This window comes from Anaerolinea thermophila (genome assembly GCF_020723905.1).
GTDB lineage: Bacteria > Chloroflexota > Anaerolineae > Anaerolineales > Anaerolineaceae > Anaerolinea > Anaerolinea thermophila_A.
The window spans coordinates 480,022-498,194 of record NZ_DYHZ01000002.1 but is presented as its reverse complement, the minus strand read 5'-3'; the positions used below and the strand labels follow the sequence as shown (position 1 = coordinate 498,194).

General features: G+C 55.2%; 16 protein-coding genes. 10 read left to right on the top strand and 6 right to left on the bottom strand.

The annotated features are described in order from the left end of the window. Positions 1–351 precede the first annotated feature (351 nt). From LHF31_RS04890 to LHF31_RS04850, 9 genes are all read left to right on the top strand, one after another. Positions 352–2,211 (top strand): VanW family protein, encoded by a 1,860-nt coding sequence (locus LHF31_RS04890; RefSeq protein WP_298003938.1) that lies wholly within the window; start codon positions 352–354, stop codon positions 2,209–2,211. A gap of 86 nt (positions 2,212–2,297) precedes the next feature. Beyond that, a complete protein-coding gene (locus tag LHF31_RS04885) occupies positions 2,298–3,497 on the top strand; it encodes a CAP domain-containing protein (protein ID WP_298003941.1) in 1,200 nt (399 codons plus the stop codon). Between the two features lie 145 nt (positions 3,498–3,642). Next, positions 3,643–3,870 carry a Trm112 family protein gene (locus LHF31_RS04880; RefSeq protein WP_298003944.1) on the top strand — a complete coding sequence of 76 codons (228 nt, stop codon included), beginning with the start codon at positions 3,643–3,645 and terminating at the stop codon, positions 3,868–3,870. An 84-nt stretch (positions 3,871–3,954) separates the two neighbouring features. Beyond that, on the top strand, positions 3,955–5,409 hold the full coding sequence (locus LHF31_RS04875; RefSeq protein WP_298003947.1) for an LCP family protein: 1,455 nt from the start codon (positions 3,955–3,957) through the stop codon (positions 5,407–5,409). 102 nt (positions 5,410–5,511) lie between these two features. Next, entirely contained in the window at positions 5,512–6,465 is a 954-nt protein-coding gene (locus tag LHF31_RS04870; RefSeq protein ID WP_303773714.1) for a glycosyltransferase family 2 protein, read from the top strand. Beyond that, complete coding sequence (locus LHF31_RS04865) at positions 6,462–7,358, top strand: lysylphosphatidylglycerol synthase transmembrane domain-containing protein (protein ID WP_298007098.1); 897 nt, start codon at positions 6,462–6,464, stop codon at positions 7,356–7,358. The genes LHF31_RS04870 and LHF31_RS04865 overlap by 4 nt, the downstream gene beginning before the upstream one ends. Beyond that, positions 7,355–9,325 carry a hypothetical protein gene (locus tag LHF31_RS04860; protein ID WP_298007095.1) on the top strand — a complete coding sequence of 657 codons (1,971 nt, stop codon included), beginning with the start codon at positions 7,355–7,357 and terminating at the stop codon, positions 9,323–9,325. The genes LHF31_RS04865 and LHF31_RS04860 overlap by 4 nt, the downstream gene beginning before the upstream one ends. A 47-nt stretch (positions 9,326–9,372) precedes the next feature. Next, complete coding sequence (locus LHF31_RS04855; RefSeq protein WP_298007092.1) at positions 9,373–11,529, top strand: DUF6056 family protein; 2,157 nt, start codon at positions 9,373–9,375, stop codon at positions 11,527–11,529. Between the two features lie 41 nt (positions 11,530–11,570). Beyond that, positions 11,571–12,725, top strand: coding sequence for a L,D-transpeptidase (locus LHF31_RS04850; RefSeq protein WP_303773711.1), 1,155 nt, complete (start codon positions 11,571–11,573; stop codon positions 12,723–12,725). A gap of 15 nt (positions 12,726–12,740) precedes the next feature. On the opposite strand, the gene LHF31_RS04845 is transcribed toward LHF31_RS04850, so the two are convergent. The 3 genes from LHF31_RS04845 to LHF31_RS04835 are packed head-to-tail and all read right to left on the bottom strand — an operon-like array spanning position 12,741 to position 15,160. Beyond that, entirely contained in the window at positions 12,741–13,205 is a 465-nt protein-coding gene (locus LHF31_RS04845; RefSeq protein ID WP_298005422.1) for a DUF3592 domain-containing protein, read from the bottom strand. A gap of 24 nt (positions 13,206–13,229) precedes the next feature. After that, entirely contained in the window at positions 13,230–14,279 is a 1,050-nt protein-coding gene (locus tag LHF31_RS04840) for a hypothetical protein (protein ID WP_298005419.1), read from the bottom strand. Further along, positions 14,276–15,160 carry a TIGR03619 family F420-dependent LLM class oxidoreductase gene (locus LHF31_RS04835; RefSeq protein WP_298005416.1) on the bottom strand — a complete coding sequence of 295 codons (885 nt, stop codon included), beginning with the start codon at positions 15,158–15,160 and terminating at the stop codon, positions 14,276–14,278. Before LHF31_RS04835 ends, LHF31_RS04840 begins: the two co-directional genes overlap by 4 nt. 122 nt (positions 15,161–15,282) lie before the next feature. Here LHF31_RS04835 and LHF31_RS04830 point away from each other — a divergent pair, with 122 nt between their 5' ends. Further along, on the top strand, positions 15,283–16,485 hold the full coding sequence (locus tag LHF31_RS04830; RefSeq protein WP_298005413.1) for a hypothetical protein: 1,203 nt from the start codon (positions 15,283–15,285) through the stop codon (positions 16,483–16,485). A gap of 67 nt (positions 16,486–16,552) precedes the next feature. Here the strand turns inward: LHF31_RS04830 and mscL are convergent, their stop codons facing one another. The 3 genes from mscL to LHF31_RS04815 all read right to left on the bottom strand — a co-directional run bounded on the left by mscL (position 16,553) and on the right by LHF31_RS04815 (position 18,132). Then, positions 16,553–16,996, bottom strand: coding sequence for a large conductance mechanosensitive channel protein MscL (gene mscL, locus LHF31_RS04825; protein WP_298005410.1), 444 nt, complete (start codon positions 16,994–16,996; stop codon positions 16,553–16,555). A 150-nt stretch (positions 16,997–17,146) separates the two neighbouring features. Continuing rightward, positions 17,147–17,572, bottom strand: a complete 426-nt coding sequence (locus LHF31_RS04820) for a ferritin-like domain-containing protein (RefSeq protein WP_298005407.1) — start codon at positions 17,570–17,572, stop codon at positions 17,147–17,149. A 104-nt stretch (positions 17,573–17,676) separates the two neighbouring features. Next, positions 17,677–18,132 carry a Fur family transcriptional regulator gene (locus tag LHF31_RS04815; protein ID WP_298005404.1) on the bottom strand — a complete coding sequence of 152 codons (456 nt, stop codon included), beginning with the start codon at positions 18,130–18,132 and terminating at the stop codon, positions 17,677–17,679. Positions 18,133–18,173 lie beyond the last annotated feature (41 nt).

Sequence of the window (18,173 nt, the reverse complement as noted above, 5' to 3'; positions counted from 1 at the left end):
TCTCAGTGCCCTTCCTTACTGTCTCTCCCTATCACTCTTCAGTTGTTAAGGTGCTTTGTTTGTGGCGATAAAAATCCGATGTCTTCCCATCTCTGTTCCGACACCGGCTGTCTATCTCGACGCCACTCAATTTTTACAGGGCTTTCTTTCTTGTGCCCCCGGTTCCGCTGTTTTTTCGGAACCGTTCTGTTGCTCACAGCGGGCTGAATTATACACGCCTTCTATACCGTGTCAAGGGATTTGAGAAAATTGATTCAAAATTCGTCCTCCAGTTTTTTTATTCTGGAACCTTTTTTGCATGCCTGAACGTCTCATGTATATCTTAAGCGGTTTTGTTATAATGGAGACCAGATGAGTACAATTTATTACCCCGCACGAAGACCCACCCCACAACCTTCAGTGCCTGTTCTTCAGCAGATCTTGCTGGCAGGAATGCTGGGTGTTGCTCTATTTGCGGTGGTGCTGACAGTGTTTTTCCTCGGGTTCCAGATTGTCTATGCCGGCAGGATTTTCCCCGGTGTGAGTGTGGCAGGTGTGGACGTAAGCGGGATGACCCCTCGCGATGCCGCCCTGGAAATTCAGCGTCGCATCACTTACCCGCAAACCGGAAAAATCGTCCTCAAAGACGGGGACCGCTTCTGGATGGTTACCCCTGCCGAACTGGGACTGGCGCTCGACCCGCTGGCAAGCGCTCGTCAGGCTTTTCAGGTGGGACGAAGCGGTGATCCTCTCACCCGCCTGTGGGATCAGAGTCTGGCGCTGGCAGGTGGCAAAAATGTCCCGCCGGTGTTGTTGCTCGACCAGCGGGTCACACTGGCATATCTGAACAACATTGCCGCCGAAATTAACATCTCCGCAAAGGATGCCACCCTACAGGTAGAAGGCACTGAGGTCAAGGTTACCCAGGGACAGATTGGGCGCAGACTCGACCTCAACGCCTCGCTGATTCTGGTCAGTGTGCAGATGCAAACCCTGAAAGACGCCATCCTCAACCTGTATGTACAGGAAGAAGCCCCCGCCATTCTGGATGCCAGTACCGCCGCCGAACAAGCCCGCCGCATCCTCAGCGCGCCGCTGACCCTCACCCTGCCTGCCAGCGACTCATCCGGAGATGGACCATGGGTTATCCCCCCCGAACAGTTAGCCCAAATGCTGGTCATCCGGCGGGCTGAAGCAGAAGATGGCACCCGCTATCAGGTTGGGCTGAACGAGTCCTATCTGCTCACCTACCTGAGCGATTTAGCCCCCAAACTGCGCCGTTCTCCGGTCAATGCCCGCTTTATCTTCAACGATGACACCCGCCAGCTGGAAGTGATTCAAAATGCCGTCATTGGCAGGGAACTGGACGTTTCTGCAAGCGCAAACCTCATTCAGGAAAAACTGGCCCAGGGCGAGCACACCATTGCCCTGCAGATTCAATACACCAATCCGCCGGTGACCGATGACATGACCGGTGAGCAACTGGGTATTACCGAACTGGTTCAGGCAACCACCACCTATTTCCGTGGTTCGAGCGCAGAGCGGGTGCAAAACATCAAAGCCGCGGCTTCCAAATTCCACGGATTGCTGGTCGCGCCAGGCGAGACCTTTTCCATGGCACAAGCCATGGGCGATATTACCCTGGATAACGGCTATGCTGAAGCACTCATCATCATCGGCGGACAAACCATCAAAGGCGTGGGCGGCGGCGTATGCCAGGTGAGCACCACCCTCTTCCGCAACGCCTTTTTCGCCGGATTCCCCATTGTCGAACGGCACGCCCATGCCTACCGTGTCGGATATTACGAACAAACCGCTTCCGGGCATTCCGATCGTCTTGCCGGGCTGGATGCTACCGTGTTCGTCCCGCTGGTGGACTTCAAGTTTGTCAACGACACCCCTTACTGGCTGTTGATGGAAACCTACGTCAACGGATACAGCCTGACCTGGAAATTTTACTCCACCAGAGATGGGCGTTCTGTAGAATGGGATACCACCGGCCCAACCAACATTGTCGATCCACCGGAGACGGTGTACCGTGAAAATCCGGACCTCAAACAGGGAGAAATCCGCCAGGTGGAATGGGCGGCAAAAGGTGCCGATGTGACGGTGACCCGCCGGGTGTACAGGAATGGGACGCTGTACTTCAGCGATCGCTTCTTCACCCATTATGAGCCGTGGGGAGAGGTGTTCGAGTACGGTCCCGGCACCGAACTGCCCCCGCGGGATTAAACCGTAAAGGACCTGTAAAGTCAAAAAGCACGGGGATGCGCTTATCCTCTAGATAGGCGCATCTTTTTTTTTCATGAGGGTTCACCATGAAACGCACTCTTCTATTGCTTTTGTCCCTTGTCCTCTGGTTCATGCTTGCCACCGCCCAGACGCCTCCACCTGACAAAGTCATCGGCGAAGCGGTCAATCTGGACACCCCACCCCCATCCGAACTGCTCTTTACCGGGTGTACACGGGTGAATGTAGCGCCGATGAATGACTCCTATGAACAGCGTGTGGTGGAACTGACCAACATCGAACGGAACAAACTGGGCATTCCCCCGCTGAAGCGTAACACCGATCTGGACTACGCCGGTCGTTACCACTCCAAGGATATGATGGACGAGAATTACTTTAATCACGACTCTTATGACGGCGGAACTCTGGTATGTTCCTGGTCCAGTCGGATCAGCAACTTTTATTCAGGCTGGTCTGCTCTCGGTGAAAACATTGCCGCCGGATTCGCCAGCCCGGAAGCCGTTGTGGAAGGCTGGATGAATTCCGAAGGGCACCGCGCAAACATCCTCAACAGCAATTACCGTGAGATTGGGGTAGGGTACACCTACGGGGGTGGGTATTATTACCGGTACTGGACACAGGATTTTGGGAAACGTTCCAACGTTTACCCTATTGTGATTAACCTCGAAGCCGCGCAAACGGATTTTCCGGATGTCAATCTGTACATATATGGCAAGGGCACCTGGAACGAAATGCGCCTGCGCAACGACTCCGGCACATGGACAGCATGGATGCCTTTTCAGGAGCGTCTGAACGGCTGGAGTTTGCCCTGGACAGCGGGTACGCATACCGTCTCGGTGGAACTGCGCAATGGCTCCACCTCGACCAGCGCCAGCGATACCATTTACCTGACTACCAACGGGAGCCGCCTGGGGAACCTGCCCGATTCGATCGCCTTTGTTTACGAAAAAAGCACCGGAAAACTGTACCCGGACTCCGTTTCTGTTCAGCCCACAAACTCCCTCGGCAGTGCGCCGCTGACGTGGAGCGCCAGCACCAGCCCTTCCAGCAATTTCCTGCAACTCAGCCGCACCAGTGGTACGACACCCGGTGATACCATGCTGGTCACACCGCATTCTGCCACCCTGCAAAACGTGGGAACCACTCAGGGCACTCTGTCCATTACAGTCACCAATCCGCCGGAAGGCTCTTCAAAGTCCATCCCGGTTCGCATTACCGTGGTGAATTCTCTGACCTACCGGGTGTTTCTGCCCGCAGTAATCCGGTAGAACCAGACGGCATTTGATCATCTGGCAGGTTTCACTCTGCCATCGCGACCATAAAACAATGACCTGAGAAATGCGCGCTTGGGATTGCCCCTTTTTTCGTGATACAATTGACCTAGCCTGACCCAAATGGTAGGAGAAGAATGGTATGGTGCACCCTGACTTAATGGAGATTTTACGCTGTCCTGTATGCGTCCGGGAGGAAGGCAAAACAGGATTGCTGACCCTTGTGCGGGAGTCCTGGCTGGTATGTCAGGATTGCCAGCGAAAATACCCCGTTGTGGATGACATCCCGGTTATGTTAATTGACGAAGGCGACAGGTGGATACAGACTGCCATTGAAGACCTGCCCGTGCCGCCCCCTTCTCCCAAATAATATTTCCTCTCCCCGGCGGATGGAACGCTTCTTGCACACATGAGCAGTAACATCCGCAATGGGAGAGAAGAGAGTATGCAGTCCATGGCTCGTGTAAGTTCTCGATATCGACAACCCCAACCCTCACTGGATCGCACCACGTTGATTCTGCTGGTGGTTTTTGTGGTGCTGGCACTGGCAACCGCGATTGTGGCGTATCTCTGGGCGCGCAATCTGTTTTCCTCCTGGACGATGACCGGCATGGGCAATGCCCCCGCCATCTCATCGCCTTCCCAAACGGGGGGACAAAATCAGGGCAACAGCAATGTGCCTCTGCCCGAAGGTCCGCTCCAGAACAGCGGCGCCGGTCCCGAACCCAAGCCGTGGGATGGGAAAACCCGCGTCACCCTGCTGGTGATGGGACTGGATTACCGCGACTGTGAAGACAATTTCGCCGAATGCGACCAGAACGGCGCTGCACGCACCGACAGCATGATGCTGTTGACCGTTGACCCGGTCAGTAAAACTGCCGGGATGCTTTCCATTCCCCGCGACCTGTGGGTGCAGATTCCCGGGTTTGATTACGGCAAAATTAACACCGCCTACTTTCTGGGTGAGGCGTACAAACTGCCGGAAGGCGGTCCCGGTCTTGCCATGCGCACCGTGGAGCAACTGCTGGGTGTGCCCATCCAGTACTACGCGCTCGTGGATTTTAACGCCTTCGTACGCATCATAGACGAACTGGGCGGGGTAAAGATTCGTCCCAAAGAACGCATCAAACTCGACCCCATCGGCCCGAACAACACCGTCTGGCTGGATCCGGGCGTGTATACGGTGCCCGGCGATCTGGCGCTGGCTTATGCTCGCAACCGCTACACTGAAGGCGGGGATTTTGACCGTGCCGCCCGCCAGCAGGAAGTGCTCATTTCCATCCGCGACCGCGTGTTGCAATTCAACATGCTGCCCACACTCATCACCAAAGCACCGCGCCTGTATGCTGAAGTGCAATCGGGTGTACGCACCAACCTGACTCTGGAACAGATCATTCAACTGGCATGGCTGAGCCAGCAAATTGACAAAGAAAATATCAAACGCGGTATTATCGGTCCTCCCAATTACGTCACTTTCAGCACTTCGCCAGACGGGCAAGCCATAGAGATTCCTGTCACCGATCAGATTCGTGTTCTTCGCGATGAAATCTTTGCCACTGGCGGTCCGGTAGGCCCTGCGGCAGTCAGTGATGATCCTCAGGAACTGGTGAAACAGGAAGCCGCGCGCATCCTCGTCAAGAACGGCACGACGACTGAAGGGCTGGCTGGCAAAACGGCTGAGTTTTTGCGGAGTAAAGGCTTGAATGTCACCGGTGAAGGCAATGCAGATCAGGTGTACGGTTTCAACACCCTGATTGACTACAGCGGTAAACCCTATACGATGACCATGTTGCTGGAAATACTGGGCAAAGATAATACCCGCGTACTCAATCGCTATGATCCCAATGCCCAGGTGGATATTGAGATCATCCTCGGAACGCCATTCGCTCAGAGCAATCCACTGCCATAATTTTGTTGAGGTTCAACCGGATCACCGCGCCTTATCCAGGCGCGGTTTTCTTTTGCATGGGGAACATCGAGAAAAACGAATCTCGACTATAATTGGGGCGTGATGGATCTCTCAATCGTTGTCCCCGTCTATAACGAAGAGGAAAATCTTCCTCTGCTGTATCAAGCCATTATCAAAGCCGTGGCACCGCTCAATCTCCAGTGGGAATTGATTCTGGTAGACGATGGCAGTCGCGATGGGAGTCCGCAGGTTCTGCAAACTCTGGCAAAACAGGACCCCCAGCATGTGCGCGTGGTGCTGTTGCGGCGCAACTTCGGTCAAACTGCCGCTATCGCCGCCGGGATTGACCATTCTTCCGGCGAGATTGTTGTCCTGATGGACGCCGACCTGCAAAATGACCCCGCCGATATTCCCATGATGCTGGAAAAGATTCGTGAAGGATACGATGTGGTCAGCGGGTGGCGCAAAAACCGGCAGGATGACCTGAGCCGTACCCTGCCTTCCCGACTGGCAAACGGTTTGATTTCCCGGGTGACGGGCGTACACCTCCACGATTATGGTTGCACCCTGAAAGCCTACCGCCGCGAAGTGCTTACTGGCTTCCGCCTGTATGGCGAAATGCACCGTTTCATTCCCGTGTATGCACATTCGGTTGGCGCCCGCATTCTGGAAGTTGAAGTCCATCACCATCCGCGCCGCTTTGGCAAAGCCAAATATGGTCTGGAGCGCACCGCCAAAGTGATTCTCGACCTCTTCACGGTGAAATTCCTTTCCAGTTACTCGAACAAGCCCATTTACCTTTTCGGTGGGGTGGGAATCACGCTGATAGCGCTGGCGTTCCTGGTGCTGTTTTACCTGTTCGTGCGGCGGGTGTTCTTCGGCATTTCTGTGTTGGGCAGTCCACTGTTTCAAATCAGCACCATGGTAGCCATTTTTGGCTTCCAGTCCATTCTGATGGGGTTAATCGCTGAACTGCTGGTGCGTACCTACCATGAATCGCAGGGCAAACCCACTTACACCGTACGAAAAACCCTCAACTTCCCCCCCGACGTATGAAGGTTCCCCGTTCCAAAGCCACCTGGATTCGATGGGCAGGAACTCTGCTGACCCTGATTTTGTTGGGGTATCTGGCAACACAACAGGACTGGGAGGTTTTACGCGCCTCTTTCCAGCAAATTGAACCCTGGCGCTGGCTGGCGGCACTGGGTTTGACTCTGCTTTCTCGCCTGGCGGTCACTCTGCGGTGGCATGTCCTGCTGGCATCTGCCCAGCCCCGCATGCGCTTCTCCCAGAGTTTACGCCTTACCTTTGCCGGTTTATTTGCCGCCAATTTTTTGCCCACCACCGTCGGCGGAGATGCCGTGCGCCTGGTGGGCGCCATTCAGTTGCGCATGGATGCCGCCTTAAGCACCGCTTCTCTGGTGGCAGACCGCCTGATTGGTATGGCGGGGATGACCCTGGCATTGCCCTGGGGTCTGGCGCGCGCGCTGGATGCAGGGCTGCCTGTCCTGGCAGGCGCGATCCTGCCTTTCCCTGCTCTGGTGCAAAAAGTACGCGTTTTCCTCTCCCACCTGATGGAGCATTTCCGCTTCTGGGTACACAAACCGGTGACTTTGGTATCATCGCTGGGCTTTACCTTTGTGCATATGGTGTGTCTGTTCACCTCGATTGACATCCTGCTGGCAGGGCAGAGACAATCCATCAACTGGTTGACCATTGCAGGCATCTGGTCACTGGTGTATTTCATTACCCTCCTGCCGGTTTCCATCAACGGGTTGGGTTTACAGGAAGTATCCAGCACCCTGCTCTACGCCCATCTGGGCGGCATCTCCATGGAAGCCAGTCTGACGCTGGCGGTACTGCTGCGCGCCCTGCAAATGCTCGCCAGTTTGCCCGGCGCGCTGTTTGTGCCGGGCATCCTTGCCGCACGGGAGGATGCACAGAAATGACCTGGCGGCGTGCCGTTCTGGGGTTGACCTTCCTTGCCACGGGATTCGCTCTGCTGGATCTGGGTATCCCTGCCGTGCAGGATGGACGGTTGCCTGCCTCGGGTAAATGGATGCTGGCATTCACCCTTGGAGGGTTTTTCTTTGTCTTCGTTGCCATCCTGTGGGCGCTCTCTTTTACCCGACGCTGGCACATTGTAGAAAATGTCCTGAAGCGAATCCTGCAAGCCCTGCGGAAAGGTTCCTGGCTGGGGATGGGCGTGCTTGTGCTGGCGGCGCTGACATGGCTGGAGTTGATTTTCATGCCTTACCCCAACCTCTTTGAGCGCAATGACTTATTCCTGAACCCGCTGTTGCGATTGAGCCTGCTCTGGGTGCTGGGAGTCCTGCTTACCCCTTTCCTCATGGCGCTGTTCCCACGCCTGCAAGCCATTGAAGCACTTGCCGGCGCACTGCTTTTCCTGGGACTGATTCATCGAGGTGGAGAGTATTTCTCCGCCGTTCGGGACTATCCCTTCACCCTGGGGTGGTCGGAAGCCAGCCGCTTTTACTATGGCTCACTGTTCCACGCAAAAGCCATCTACGGCGAGGCAACGCCCCTGCCGTTCCTGCATCCCTCGCGCTATCTTCTGCTGTCCATTCCGCATCTGGCTGGCAACCTTCCCCTCTGGGCGCACCGCTTCTGGCAGGCACTCCTGTGGACTGGCATGCCCTTACTGAATGCCTTCCTGCTTGCACGGCGCTTGCCCTTTCCTTCCCGAACCATACAGGGGCTTTTCATTGGCTGGTCATCGCTGTTCCTGATGCAGGGACCGGTTTATTATCACCTGCTGATCGCGTCCGGTATTGTGCTGGCTGGGTTTGAGAGCCGTCGGTTCTGGAAATCTCTTGTCATCATTGTCCTGGCGTCTCTCTGGGCAGGCATCAGCCGGGTGAACTGGTTTCCTGTGCCTGCCATGCTGGCGATCACCCTTTATCTTATGGAACGTCCGTACCAAGGGAACTTCTGGCGCTGGGCGAGAAATCCTCTCCTGTGGGGACTGGCAGGCATTCTCAGCGCCTTTATCGCCCAGGCAGGGTACATTGCCCTCTCCGGGCAACCCGATATTTCCTCATTCGGATCCAGTTTTTTCTCCAGTTTGCTGTGGTACCGCCTGCTCCCCAGCCCTACTTACCCGCCGGGCATTCTGCCGTTGACTCTGATCCTCAGCCTGCCCCTGCTGGCATTGATTGGGTCCAATGCCAGCCGTTCTGTTCTCCATCCACTGCGACTGATCGGATCAGGCGGGATTTTATTTATCCTGTTCGCCGGCGGGATGGTGGTCAGCACCAAAATTGGTGGAGGCGCCAACCTGCACAATCTGGATGCTTACTGGATGGTGCTGTGGATATGGGGAAGTGCAATTTTCACCGGTCAGGTGAGCAAAGAAGTACCGTTTGTGCCTCTCCGCAAACCGGCAATCTTGCTGGCACTGGCTTTCCTTTTGCCGCTCTACCCCGCAGTGATGGAAGGGCGTCCCATCCCCATTCTGGATAAAGCCCGCGCCGAATTTGAATTGAACCTGCTGAGAGCCTACCTGAAACCCGCCGTGGAACGACAACAACCGGTGCTGTTCATCTGGCAGAGACATTTGCTGACCTTCCATCAAATTGAAGGGGTACGCCTGGTATTTCCCTACGAAACCATTGACCTGATGGAATACGCCATGTCAGATAACCGGGCTTACCTTCAGCAATTCTACGACGACCTCTGCCATCAACGCTTTGCCTATATTGTCTCTGCCCAGCAGAATATTGTATTCAAAGGTGCGCAGGATGCCTTCCCGGAAGAAAATAACGTCTGGGTAACCCGGGTGACCATTCCAATTCTCAGTTTTTACGAAGCGATTGACACGCTGGATCAAAGCGGTACCCAGATTCTGGTCCCCAAAGCCAATCCGCCGACGTGTTTAAAGATCGCCGCACCCTGAACGTTCTTAAGAGGCAAATCGGTACGCATCAGGGAAAAAAGGAAACCATGAAACAGCATTTCCTGCATTTTAACCCTGCATTCTCCCCTGTTTTCATGGTGCTGATTCTGTGGGGCAGTTTAACGCTGAACCTGTACCTCTTCGTGTTTCAGCCTGTTCACACCGTCAGCAGGGTGCAACTGGGGTTAAGCGGACTTGTTGCAGGGGGGATGGTGATGTTGCTGTTGACCTGGTATCAGCGCGAAAACGCTCCGGCGCTGCACGTGCCCATTCGATGGGGGGCGCTCTTCGCACTGTGGACTACTGGGCTGGTCTTTCTGGGAAAACCACAGCCTTCCATGGCGATTTTCGCTCTTCCTGAGCGTGTAGAGGTTACATTTACCCAATTACAGGACAATGCGACGAGTGCGCTGGTCACCTGGATGCACAACGGCGTATCGGATGTATCTTTTCAGCAAGTAAACTGGCTAGGGGGAGCCCAGATTCAGTCTGACGGCGTCCGCTTAGAACTCTCGAAAGACCATCCGGGGGGATTGCAGTGGGAAGGGAAAGGCTGGCGGACTCTTACGCTCACCCTGAAAAGTGAGGTCCCACTCCTGGCAGAGGTTTCCACCCGCCATACTCACATGGACATGATCATCGAACCGGCGTCACCATCCGAGCGCGCCGTGCACATCCCCATCGGAGATCCGCAATTTGCCCGGGTTATCCAGACTGCCATGTGGGGAAATGTGTTTCTCAGTTTCTTTCTCTCGATGTGGGTTGGCACAGCGGTTCCCCGCGGAAAATGGTTTCATCTTCCCTCCCCCCGCTGGCAGGATTTTTTGCCGTGGGTACCGCTGATATTCCTTACCGGGTTGGGCTGGGTTGTCGGCATGGTCACCGCACAATACAACCGCCTCTACGTCGATGATTACTGCTATCTGAACCTCTTGAACCAGAAAGGCTGGGCAGGCGCCAATGTGCATGCTTATCTGCACATCACCGGACGTTTTGCCGCCCATGCGCTGGACTTTGTGGCGTATCATCTGGATGAACGAATCGCCCCGCTGGGAATCTTTGTGCTGTTCACCGCAGGCGGAGGCGCGCTTTACCTGCTGATGCGCACGCTGTACCCTGTAGCAAAGGGCTGGCAAACCGCCGGGATGGCATGGGCTTTACCGCTCTTTGCCCTCATCACCACCGCCAATCCGGTACAATCTGTGTTCTGGACACTTCACGCTTTGAGCGTCTGTGCCGGTCTGGGGTTTCTCCTGCTGACCTTCAGAGCCGTATTCCGAATGATTCCCAGCCCTGCATCTGTGAAAGAGCGCATCGGCTTATTCCTGCTGGCACTCTTCACAGGAGGGTTCCACGAAACCCTGTCCATCGCGGGAATCCTGCTGCTGACCCTGACCACATGGCTGGAATGGCGTACCCGGAAAGGGGAAAACCGCTTTTCCATGCCGGTGAGCGCGGTGGCTGTTCTGGGATTGATTTGCGGCACTTTGATCGTCGCCCTGGCGCCGGGAAACACCTCCCGCATGGCAGAAATTGGCTACTCTTTAACTCTGAAAGAGATTCTTTTCCAGACGGGTGATTTGATACGCTCCAGTTTCCACTGGATGCTTGGCGGACCCGACCAAAGCGGTTTCCCGCTGATGATTCTGCTGGTGGTATTCCTTCTGGGGATACAATGGGGAAGACGATATTCAATCCCATCTCTGGGCTTTGCCCCTCTTCACCCCCTGGAAAAAATCATCCTCTTCTTCCTCCCGGTATTTTCCATTCTGATCATGCTGCTCCCTTCGGCAGTGTTGATGGGGTACTTCCCCCTGCGCTCGCTGTTCATTCCTCAAATGGTGCTGATTTCAGCGGCATTTGGGCATGGCGTCTGGGCGGGAGAGTGGTTGAGAAAGCAAAATACCCATTTACTGATTCCGGTTTCGGTTTTCACCGTGGGTGTACTGCTCTGGGCAGGCTGGCTGATCTATCCCGCAGTGACAACATTTCATCGGGAAATGCGCCTGCATGCCGCAGAATGGGATGCCCGGGTGAACCTGATCACCCAGGCACGGGAGGCTGGAAAACCTGAGGTGTTCGTGCCTCCCTATCGCCATATTGCAGAAGTGGACCTGCAGCCAGACCCCAACCACTGGTTGAACCAATGCATCCAGGATTATTATGGTATTCGCGTCCAGATTCAGACGCCTGATGAGCCATAGACCCTCACTCATTCACAAGATTATCGAGTAAAATTCTGCACATGCGAAAAGGTTTAGTGGTATTCTTTCTGACCTTCCTGTTCTGGCTGGCAGGTGCGGCTTCGACAGCCACAGCGCAAAACCAGCCTGAACCTTTTACCGGCGAGGCACTGTGTCTGCCCGATGCCTACCCCGGAGGGGCTGACTGCCTGGCGCTGGGTCCAGCGAAAAAATTGACCGAATGGGCTGCTTATGGGTTGACGTACCCTCCGCGCCCTCTGCCTGCGCGCAAGCCTCCCGCCGAACTCACCCAAAGCCCGGTGACGATTGCCAAAATCAACCTGCCCGCTACCGAAGCCGCGCCGCTTTTCAGCACTCTGGATGACGCCGTTAACGGGAATAACCCGGTGCGTTACATTGACGCCGGTAAACTGCGCTATGTGTCCATCATTAATGTTCAACGCGTCAATGACAAGCCTTATGTGCAGTTGAAAAGTGGCGAATGGATGCGCGCCTCACCGGCGGCGTATTCCAGTTTTCAGGGGTTGCAGTTCTACCGGACACCCGCCAATTCCTTTGGCTGGATCGTTGATCATACCCGCGCCCGCACCGCGCCTTCTTATTCCAGCCCGGAAGTCGATCCCATCCTGTACCGCGAGACCCCCGTACAGATTTACCAGATCGTCAACCGCGAGGGCACGGACTGGTATCAAATTGGCTTCGATCGCTGGGTGGAACGCCGTTATATTCGTCAGGTGCGCATCAACACCACTCCACCCGCGGGGGTAACCGGCAACCGCTGGATTGAAGTCAATTTATACGACCAGACCCTTTCAGTGTATGAGAATAACCAGTTAATCTTTGCCACCATGATTGCCAGCGGAGGCGAACCCTTCTACACCCGCCCGGGGCTGTTCCAGATTTACAAGAAGAAACCGCTGGAGACCATGCAGGGGGCTTTTGAGGCAGACCGCTCGGACTTCTATTATCTGGAAGATGTACCCTGGACAATGTACTTCGATCAGGCGCGCGCTTTGCACGGCGCATACTGGCGGGCATGGTATGGATTCCCCGGAACGCACGGCTGTGTCAACCTGTCTATCGGCGATTCGGCGTGGCTGTTCCAGTGGGCAAAAGAAGGCGACTGGGTGTATGTATGGGATCCTTCAGGACAGACCCCCACTGACCCGTCACTGTACACCCAGGGTGGCGCTTAATCCCTTCAGAAAAATTTACTTTTTGAGACTCTCTTCGTAAATATCCGCCACCATGGCACGTTCCGGGCGTTGCGGGTCAAATACTACCCACAGCAAGTCACCCTCTTTTAAAGCGCGGGTGCGCGGATTGCGGTGCACCGTCTCTTTTCTGTGATAGCGTTTCCCTTTGAGGGTATACTCATACTCCAGCCAGCCCGTGGAGCGAAAAAAGTCGCTCTTGATCAGCCTGCCACGGGTGCGTTCCCCTCTTTCAAAAAACAGGCGGATTGTCCAGTACCGCCATGCCAGCACGATGATCCCCACCACGGTCAGCACAACCGAAAGGATCAGATAAAAACTCTCGTCGCGAAATTCCAGCGCAAAGACTTTGAAAATGAGATACACCGCCCATAAAGTGCCAATGGTGTAAATGGAAAACGTGGCAATGTAATCGTTATCTACAATTCGCCAGAACCCCGGTTGAAAACGCTTCTTCTCCATAAGATTTTCCCTGTTTGATTCCAGTTAAGGCTCCAGCACAATCACCCGGCTGGAGAGAGCAACCGTACCGGGAATGCGTCCGCCTTCCTGTCGGAAGGTCAGGCGCACCGGTGTGCTGGTGGTGACCCGGTAAGGGATTTCCACCTCAAAAGGCGTATGGCTGAGTTCGCCAACAGGCGGTTCAACGGTGAGCAGTTTGGTGGTCAATACCGCGCCGTTTTCGTCCACCAGTTCAATCAAAATAGGGCTGGAATTGACCGGGCGTGCCAGCCCGCTGATCCATAACACGCCGCCGCTGACCACCTGCCCTTCAAGCGGAAAACGCACAATGTACGGTTCCTGCGTGACCAGCGGGGGATAAATCTCTGCCCTGCCCAGCGAAAGCAAAACCACATCCACCGACATCAGAGTGATGATACGCCCAAAGCGGTCCTGGGTGATGACCTGCAGGCGGGCAGTCTCTGCCATGGCTTGAATCTCAAAAGGAATCTGCGGGTAAATCGTGATGGAGCGTCCGCGGTAGTTGCGGTAATCCAGCACCTGCCGGACAATAATGCGCCCATCTTCGCCAATCAGTTCAATTCGCACCATGCCATCCTCTCCCGGGATCACGTTGATCTCTGTCTGAATGGGCGAAACCACCCGCGAGAGCAGTCCGGGGCGTAATATTGCCGTTTGTGGGGGCGGCGGCGTGGGTGTATTGGTGATGGTCGGCGTGAGGGTGATGGTCGGCGTGCGGGAAGGCACCCGCGTGCGGGTGGGGATGCGCGTCCGCGTGGGGGTGCGGGTGATGGTGGGAGTGCGCGTGTCCGTCGGGCTGGGACCCGGGGTGATGGTATCGGTAGGTGTGGTGGTAGGACTGGGGGTAACAGTGGGGGAGAGGGTAGGCGTGAGCGTTTCAGTTGGGGAAGGCGTAAACGTCTCCGTTGAGGCAGGCGTTTCGGTGACAGTTGGGGTTACAGATGGGGTAAGCGTAAACGTGGGGGTGAAGAGATTGACCAGTTCGACAGAGGAAGCGCAGGCAGACAGGGACAGGGTTACCAGCAAAGCCAGCAGGAAAAGCGTCTTTCTCATCCCATCTCCACATCGCGCGGGAAATGCGGGATGATTTCACGTGCAAAAGCCCGCAAAGCCCGTTCGCGTTCGCTTTGAGTGTCGGCGAGGAAATGTAACAGAAATGCAGTGGCCCCCGAGGACTGATAGAGGCGCAGGATCTCCAGAATTTGTTCGGGAGAACCACACAGCGCGCCGCCTTCTGCCGCCTCGCGCTCCCATGCCACACTGAGACGGACTGCTACGCTAAAGGGACGATTCGCCAGCAGGGGGCGCACCTTTGCCAGTTGATCTGCCAACACGTCAGGCGGCAAACCCACCGGATGCCAGCCATCTGCAAGGCGCAGAGCACGATTCAACGCACTGGGAGAATTACCGGCTACCCACAGCGGCGGTCCCCCCGCCTGTATCGGCGGGGGTGCAAAATCCACCTGCTCAAAACGGTAATACCTGCCCTGATACGAGACAATACGGTTGCCGCGCCAACAGGTCCGCAGTACCTGAAGGGCTTCTTCCATGCGCCTGGCACGATCGGTAAAGGAATAGCCCAGATTGGCATACTCCCCCTGTGACCAGCCAATGCCCGCCGCCAGAATGACCCTGCCGCCGGACAGCACATCCAGGGTGGCAACCTCGCGCGCCACCTCCAGCGGATTGCGCTGAGGCAAAACCAGCGCCGAAACGCCTAACTTCACCCGCGCAGTACTGCCTGCCAGAAAGCCCAGCGTCATCAGGGCTTCCAGTATAGGGGAAAAACGCTCGGCATCGCCTCTCGGGAGCGCCAGATGATCGGTTGTCCAAACCGACTGGTATCCAGCCGATTCAGCCGCCAGAGCAGTATCCAGCACGGCTAGCCGCCCGGAACCCGCACCATAATTGGGGAGAATGACGCCAAAGTGCATGGGTTAATTTTACCCGTTCTTAACCGAAAAATCGCCCTTGACAAAGGACAAATAGTGCTATAATGCCGTCTTTGACGAAGCGAACTTCGTCAATTCTTTTTGAGTACAGGAAGAGGAAAAATATGGACACCACAATTTTCATTCAAGAGGAACTGGATCCCGACCCAGAAAAGCCTCCAAGTAGCCGTCCGCGACCGGCACGCCCCTGGCGAGTGGCAGTGATCGCGAACGTGAAGGGGGAAACTGTGTTACCGATCCAGGCACCTCCCGACGCCGGCGCGGAATTTGACCGCAAAGAAACCATCGAAGCCATTCAATCAGCCATCGAAAGTGACGGACACGTCACCCGTTTTCTTTCCGCCGACCATACGCTGTTAGACAGTTTACGACAGTACCAGCCCGATATCTGCTTCAACATTGCCGAGGGTATCATCGGCGATGCCCGCGAAGCGCAGGTTCCGGCTTTGCTGGAGATGCTGGGCATTCCTTACACCGCCTCGCGCGTGCTTGCAAATGCCCTGGGGCTGGATAAAACCATGACCAAACGCATCTGGCGCAATCTGGGCATTCCCACCGCTCCCTTTCAGGAATTCGTTACTGGCGAGGAAACCGTAGAACCAGATCTCCAGTACCCGTTGTTCGTCAAGCCAGCCCGCGAAGGCACCGGCATGGGCATGGATGAAGGCTCAATCGTCCACAATGAAGACGAACTGCGCCGCAGGGTAAAGTGGGTTATAAAAGCGTATCATCAACCGGCGCTGGTGGAAGCCTACCTGCCCGGGCGGGAATTTACCGTGGGTGTGCTGGGGCGCGCCGATGCCCGCCGCTGGTCGCCCAAGCCCCATCTGTACCGCGCAGATGGATTTCACCGCTTTCCCATCCTGGAAGTGGACAACCGGAATACGGTCACCCCTGGAGTGTACGGCTATGCCGCCAAGACACTGCACCCCGGTGAGGAGGGCGTGCCCGGCTTTATCTGCCCCGCTGATGTGGACACGGAACTGGCAGAAAAACTGTGGACGCTGGCAATCCGCGCTCACCACGCCATTGGCGCACTGGACGTCTCGCGGGTGGATGTGAGACTGGATACCGAAGGCAATCCCCGCCTGATGGAGATCAACACCCTGCCCGGGCTGACCCCCGGCTTCAGCGATCTGTGTGTGATTGCCCAGGCAGAAGGGCTATCGTACCGCGATTTGATTCTGGAAATTCTGTATCTGGGAGCATCGCGCTGGGGTTTACTGGAAGAAACGCCCCACCCCATTCATGTTCCCATGCAGGCGCATCATAAAGCCTTCCAGTCCGCGCCGATGGTTTTCAAATAATTTATCTCATTAAAACTTAAAAAGCATCCCCCGCAAGCGCAAAAGGTTGCGGGGGATGCCTGTTTTCTTACAACTGCGAGGTACAGTGGGGACACCGGGTGGCTTTGATGGGAATGGTGGAGAAGCAGTACGGACATTCCCTGGTGGTAGGCTGTGCGGGGGGAGTAGCAGGTTCGGGTTTAAGTGCACGCAGACGATTGACTGCCCGAATCAGCAAAAAGATGGCGAAAGCAACAATGAGAAAATCTACCAACGATTGAATGAAACTTCCGTAAGCCAGCACCGGCACTCCCGCTTCCCGGGCGGCGCTCAGAGATGGGGGATTCGTACCGGAAAGATCCAGGAAAAGATCGGAGAAATTGATTTTCCCCAGAATCAACCCGATCGGCGGCATGATAATATCATTGACCAGTGAACTGACCACCTTGCCAAAAGCCCCTCCGATGATAATACCCACTGCCAGATCAATGACATTGCCGCGAAGAGCAAATTCCTTAAACTCTTTCCACATAGATACACCTCCTGAAAAGTTGGGCATGGCAGAGAAGACAGAGGCTCTTCACCCTGCATGATTTTGATTTTATACCCATTCCAGAGAATCAAGCAGGCTGTCCGAAATCTCTCAGACAGCCTGCCCGGTTACAGAATGTTGGACGAAAAATTAGAGATGCCACTCACGAAGGATGCGCTCGGTTTCTTCAGTATGGTTGCTCTCATCCAGCACCATGTTTTCCAGTTGAACCGCCAGACCTTTATCGCCAAAGGCTTCGGCTTCTTCTGCGCGGCGGGTGTAATCGGCACGGGCTTTGCGTTCGGCTTCCAGCACGGCTTCCAGCATCTCACGATTGGTACGCGCCGGGGGAACCGGACGCGGGGTTGTGGTCGGTTCGCCGCCCAGCGCCACAATTTTATTGGCAAGGAACTGCGCATGCAGTTGCTCATCAGGCACTTCGGCAAGGAAGAACTGCGCCAGTTGCGGGCGGAACGGTCCGCTGGCTTTGGCAGCATAGGTGATGTACTGAATGATGGCGCCCAGTTCGCCAGACAGGTCTTCATTCAAATGAGCAATTAAGGTTTCTTTATCCATAGTTTCATATCCTCCATCTTTAAATTTCTTGAACTATGGCTATTATATCAGAAAACATTTATTTATGGATAATGATTTTCTTTTAGAAACCTTAAAATTTTAACTCAATTGACTCCCTGCACCTGGCATTCAGGGCAAATGCCATAGAAATCCAACCGATGGCTGATCACCCGGTATCCCGATTGTCCCTGCACGGTTTGCAAGATTTCCTCGGTCAAACTGACTTGCCCATCCATAATGCGATGACAGCGCACACAGATTAAGTGCGGATGGGGAGCAGGGTCATTGCCATCAAAACGGCTTCCCTCTCCGCCAATGCCGTTAATTTCAATCTCCAGCACCTCACCCATCTCTTTGAGGAGATTCAGGGTCTTATACACAGTAGCAAGGCTGGTCGTGGGAAACTGGTCAAGCAGGCGGCGGTACAGTTCAGCGGCATCGGGGTGCCCTTCACTGTATGCCAGCAACCGGATCAGCGCCACTCGCTGGGGGGTCAACCGGTAAGCGCGGGCGCGCAATTTCGCCATCAATTCTTGAAAACGTTGTTCAGGATCTCTCATACGTCTCTGTTCTCTCTGGAAAAAGATTATCTATAAGGAAT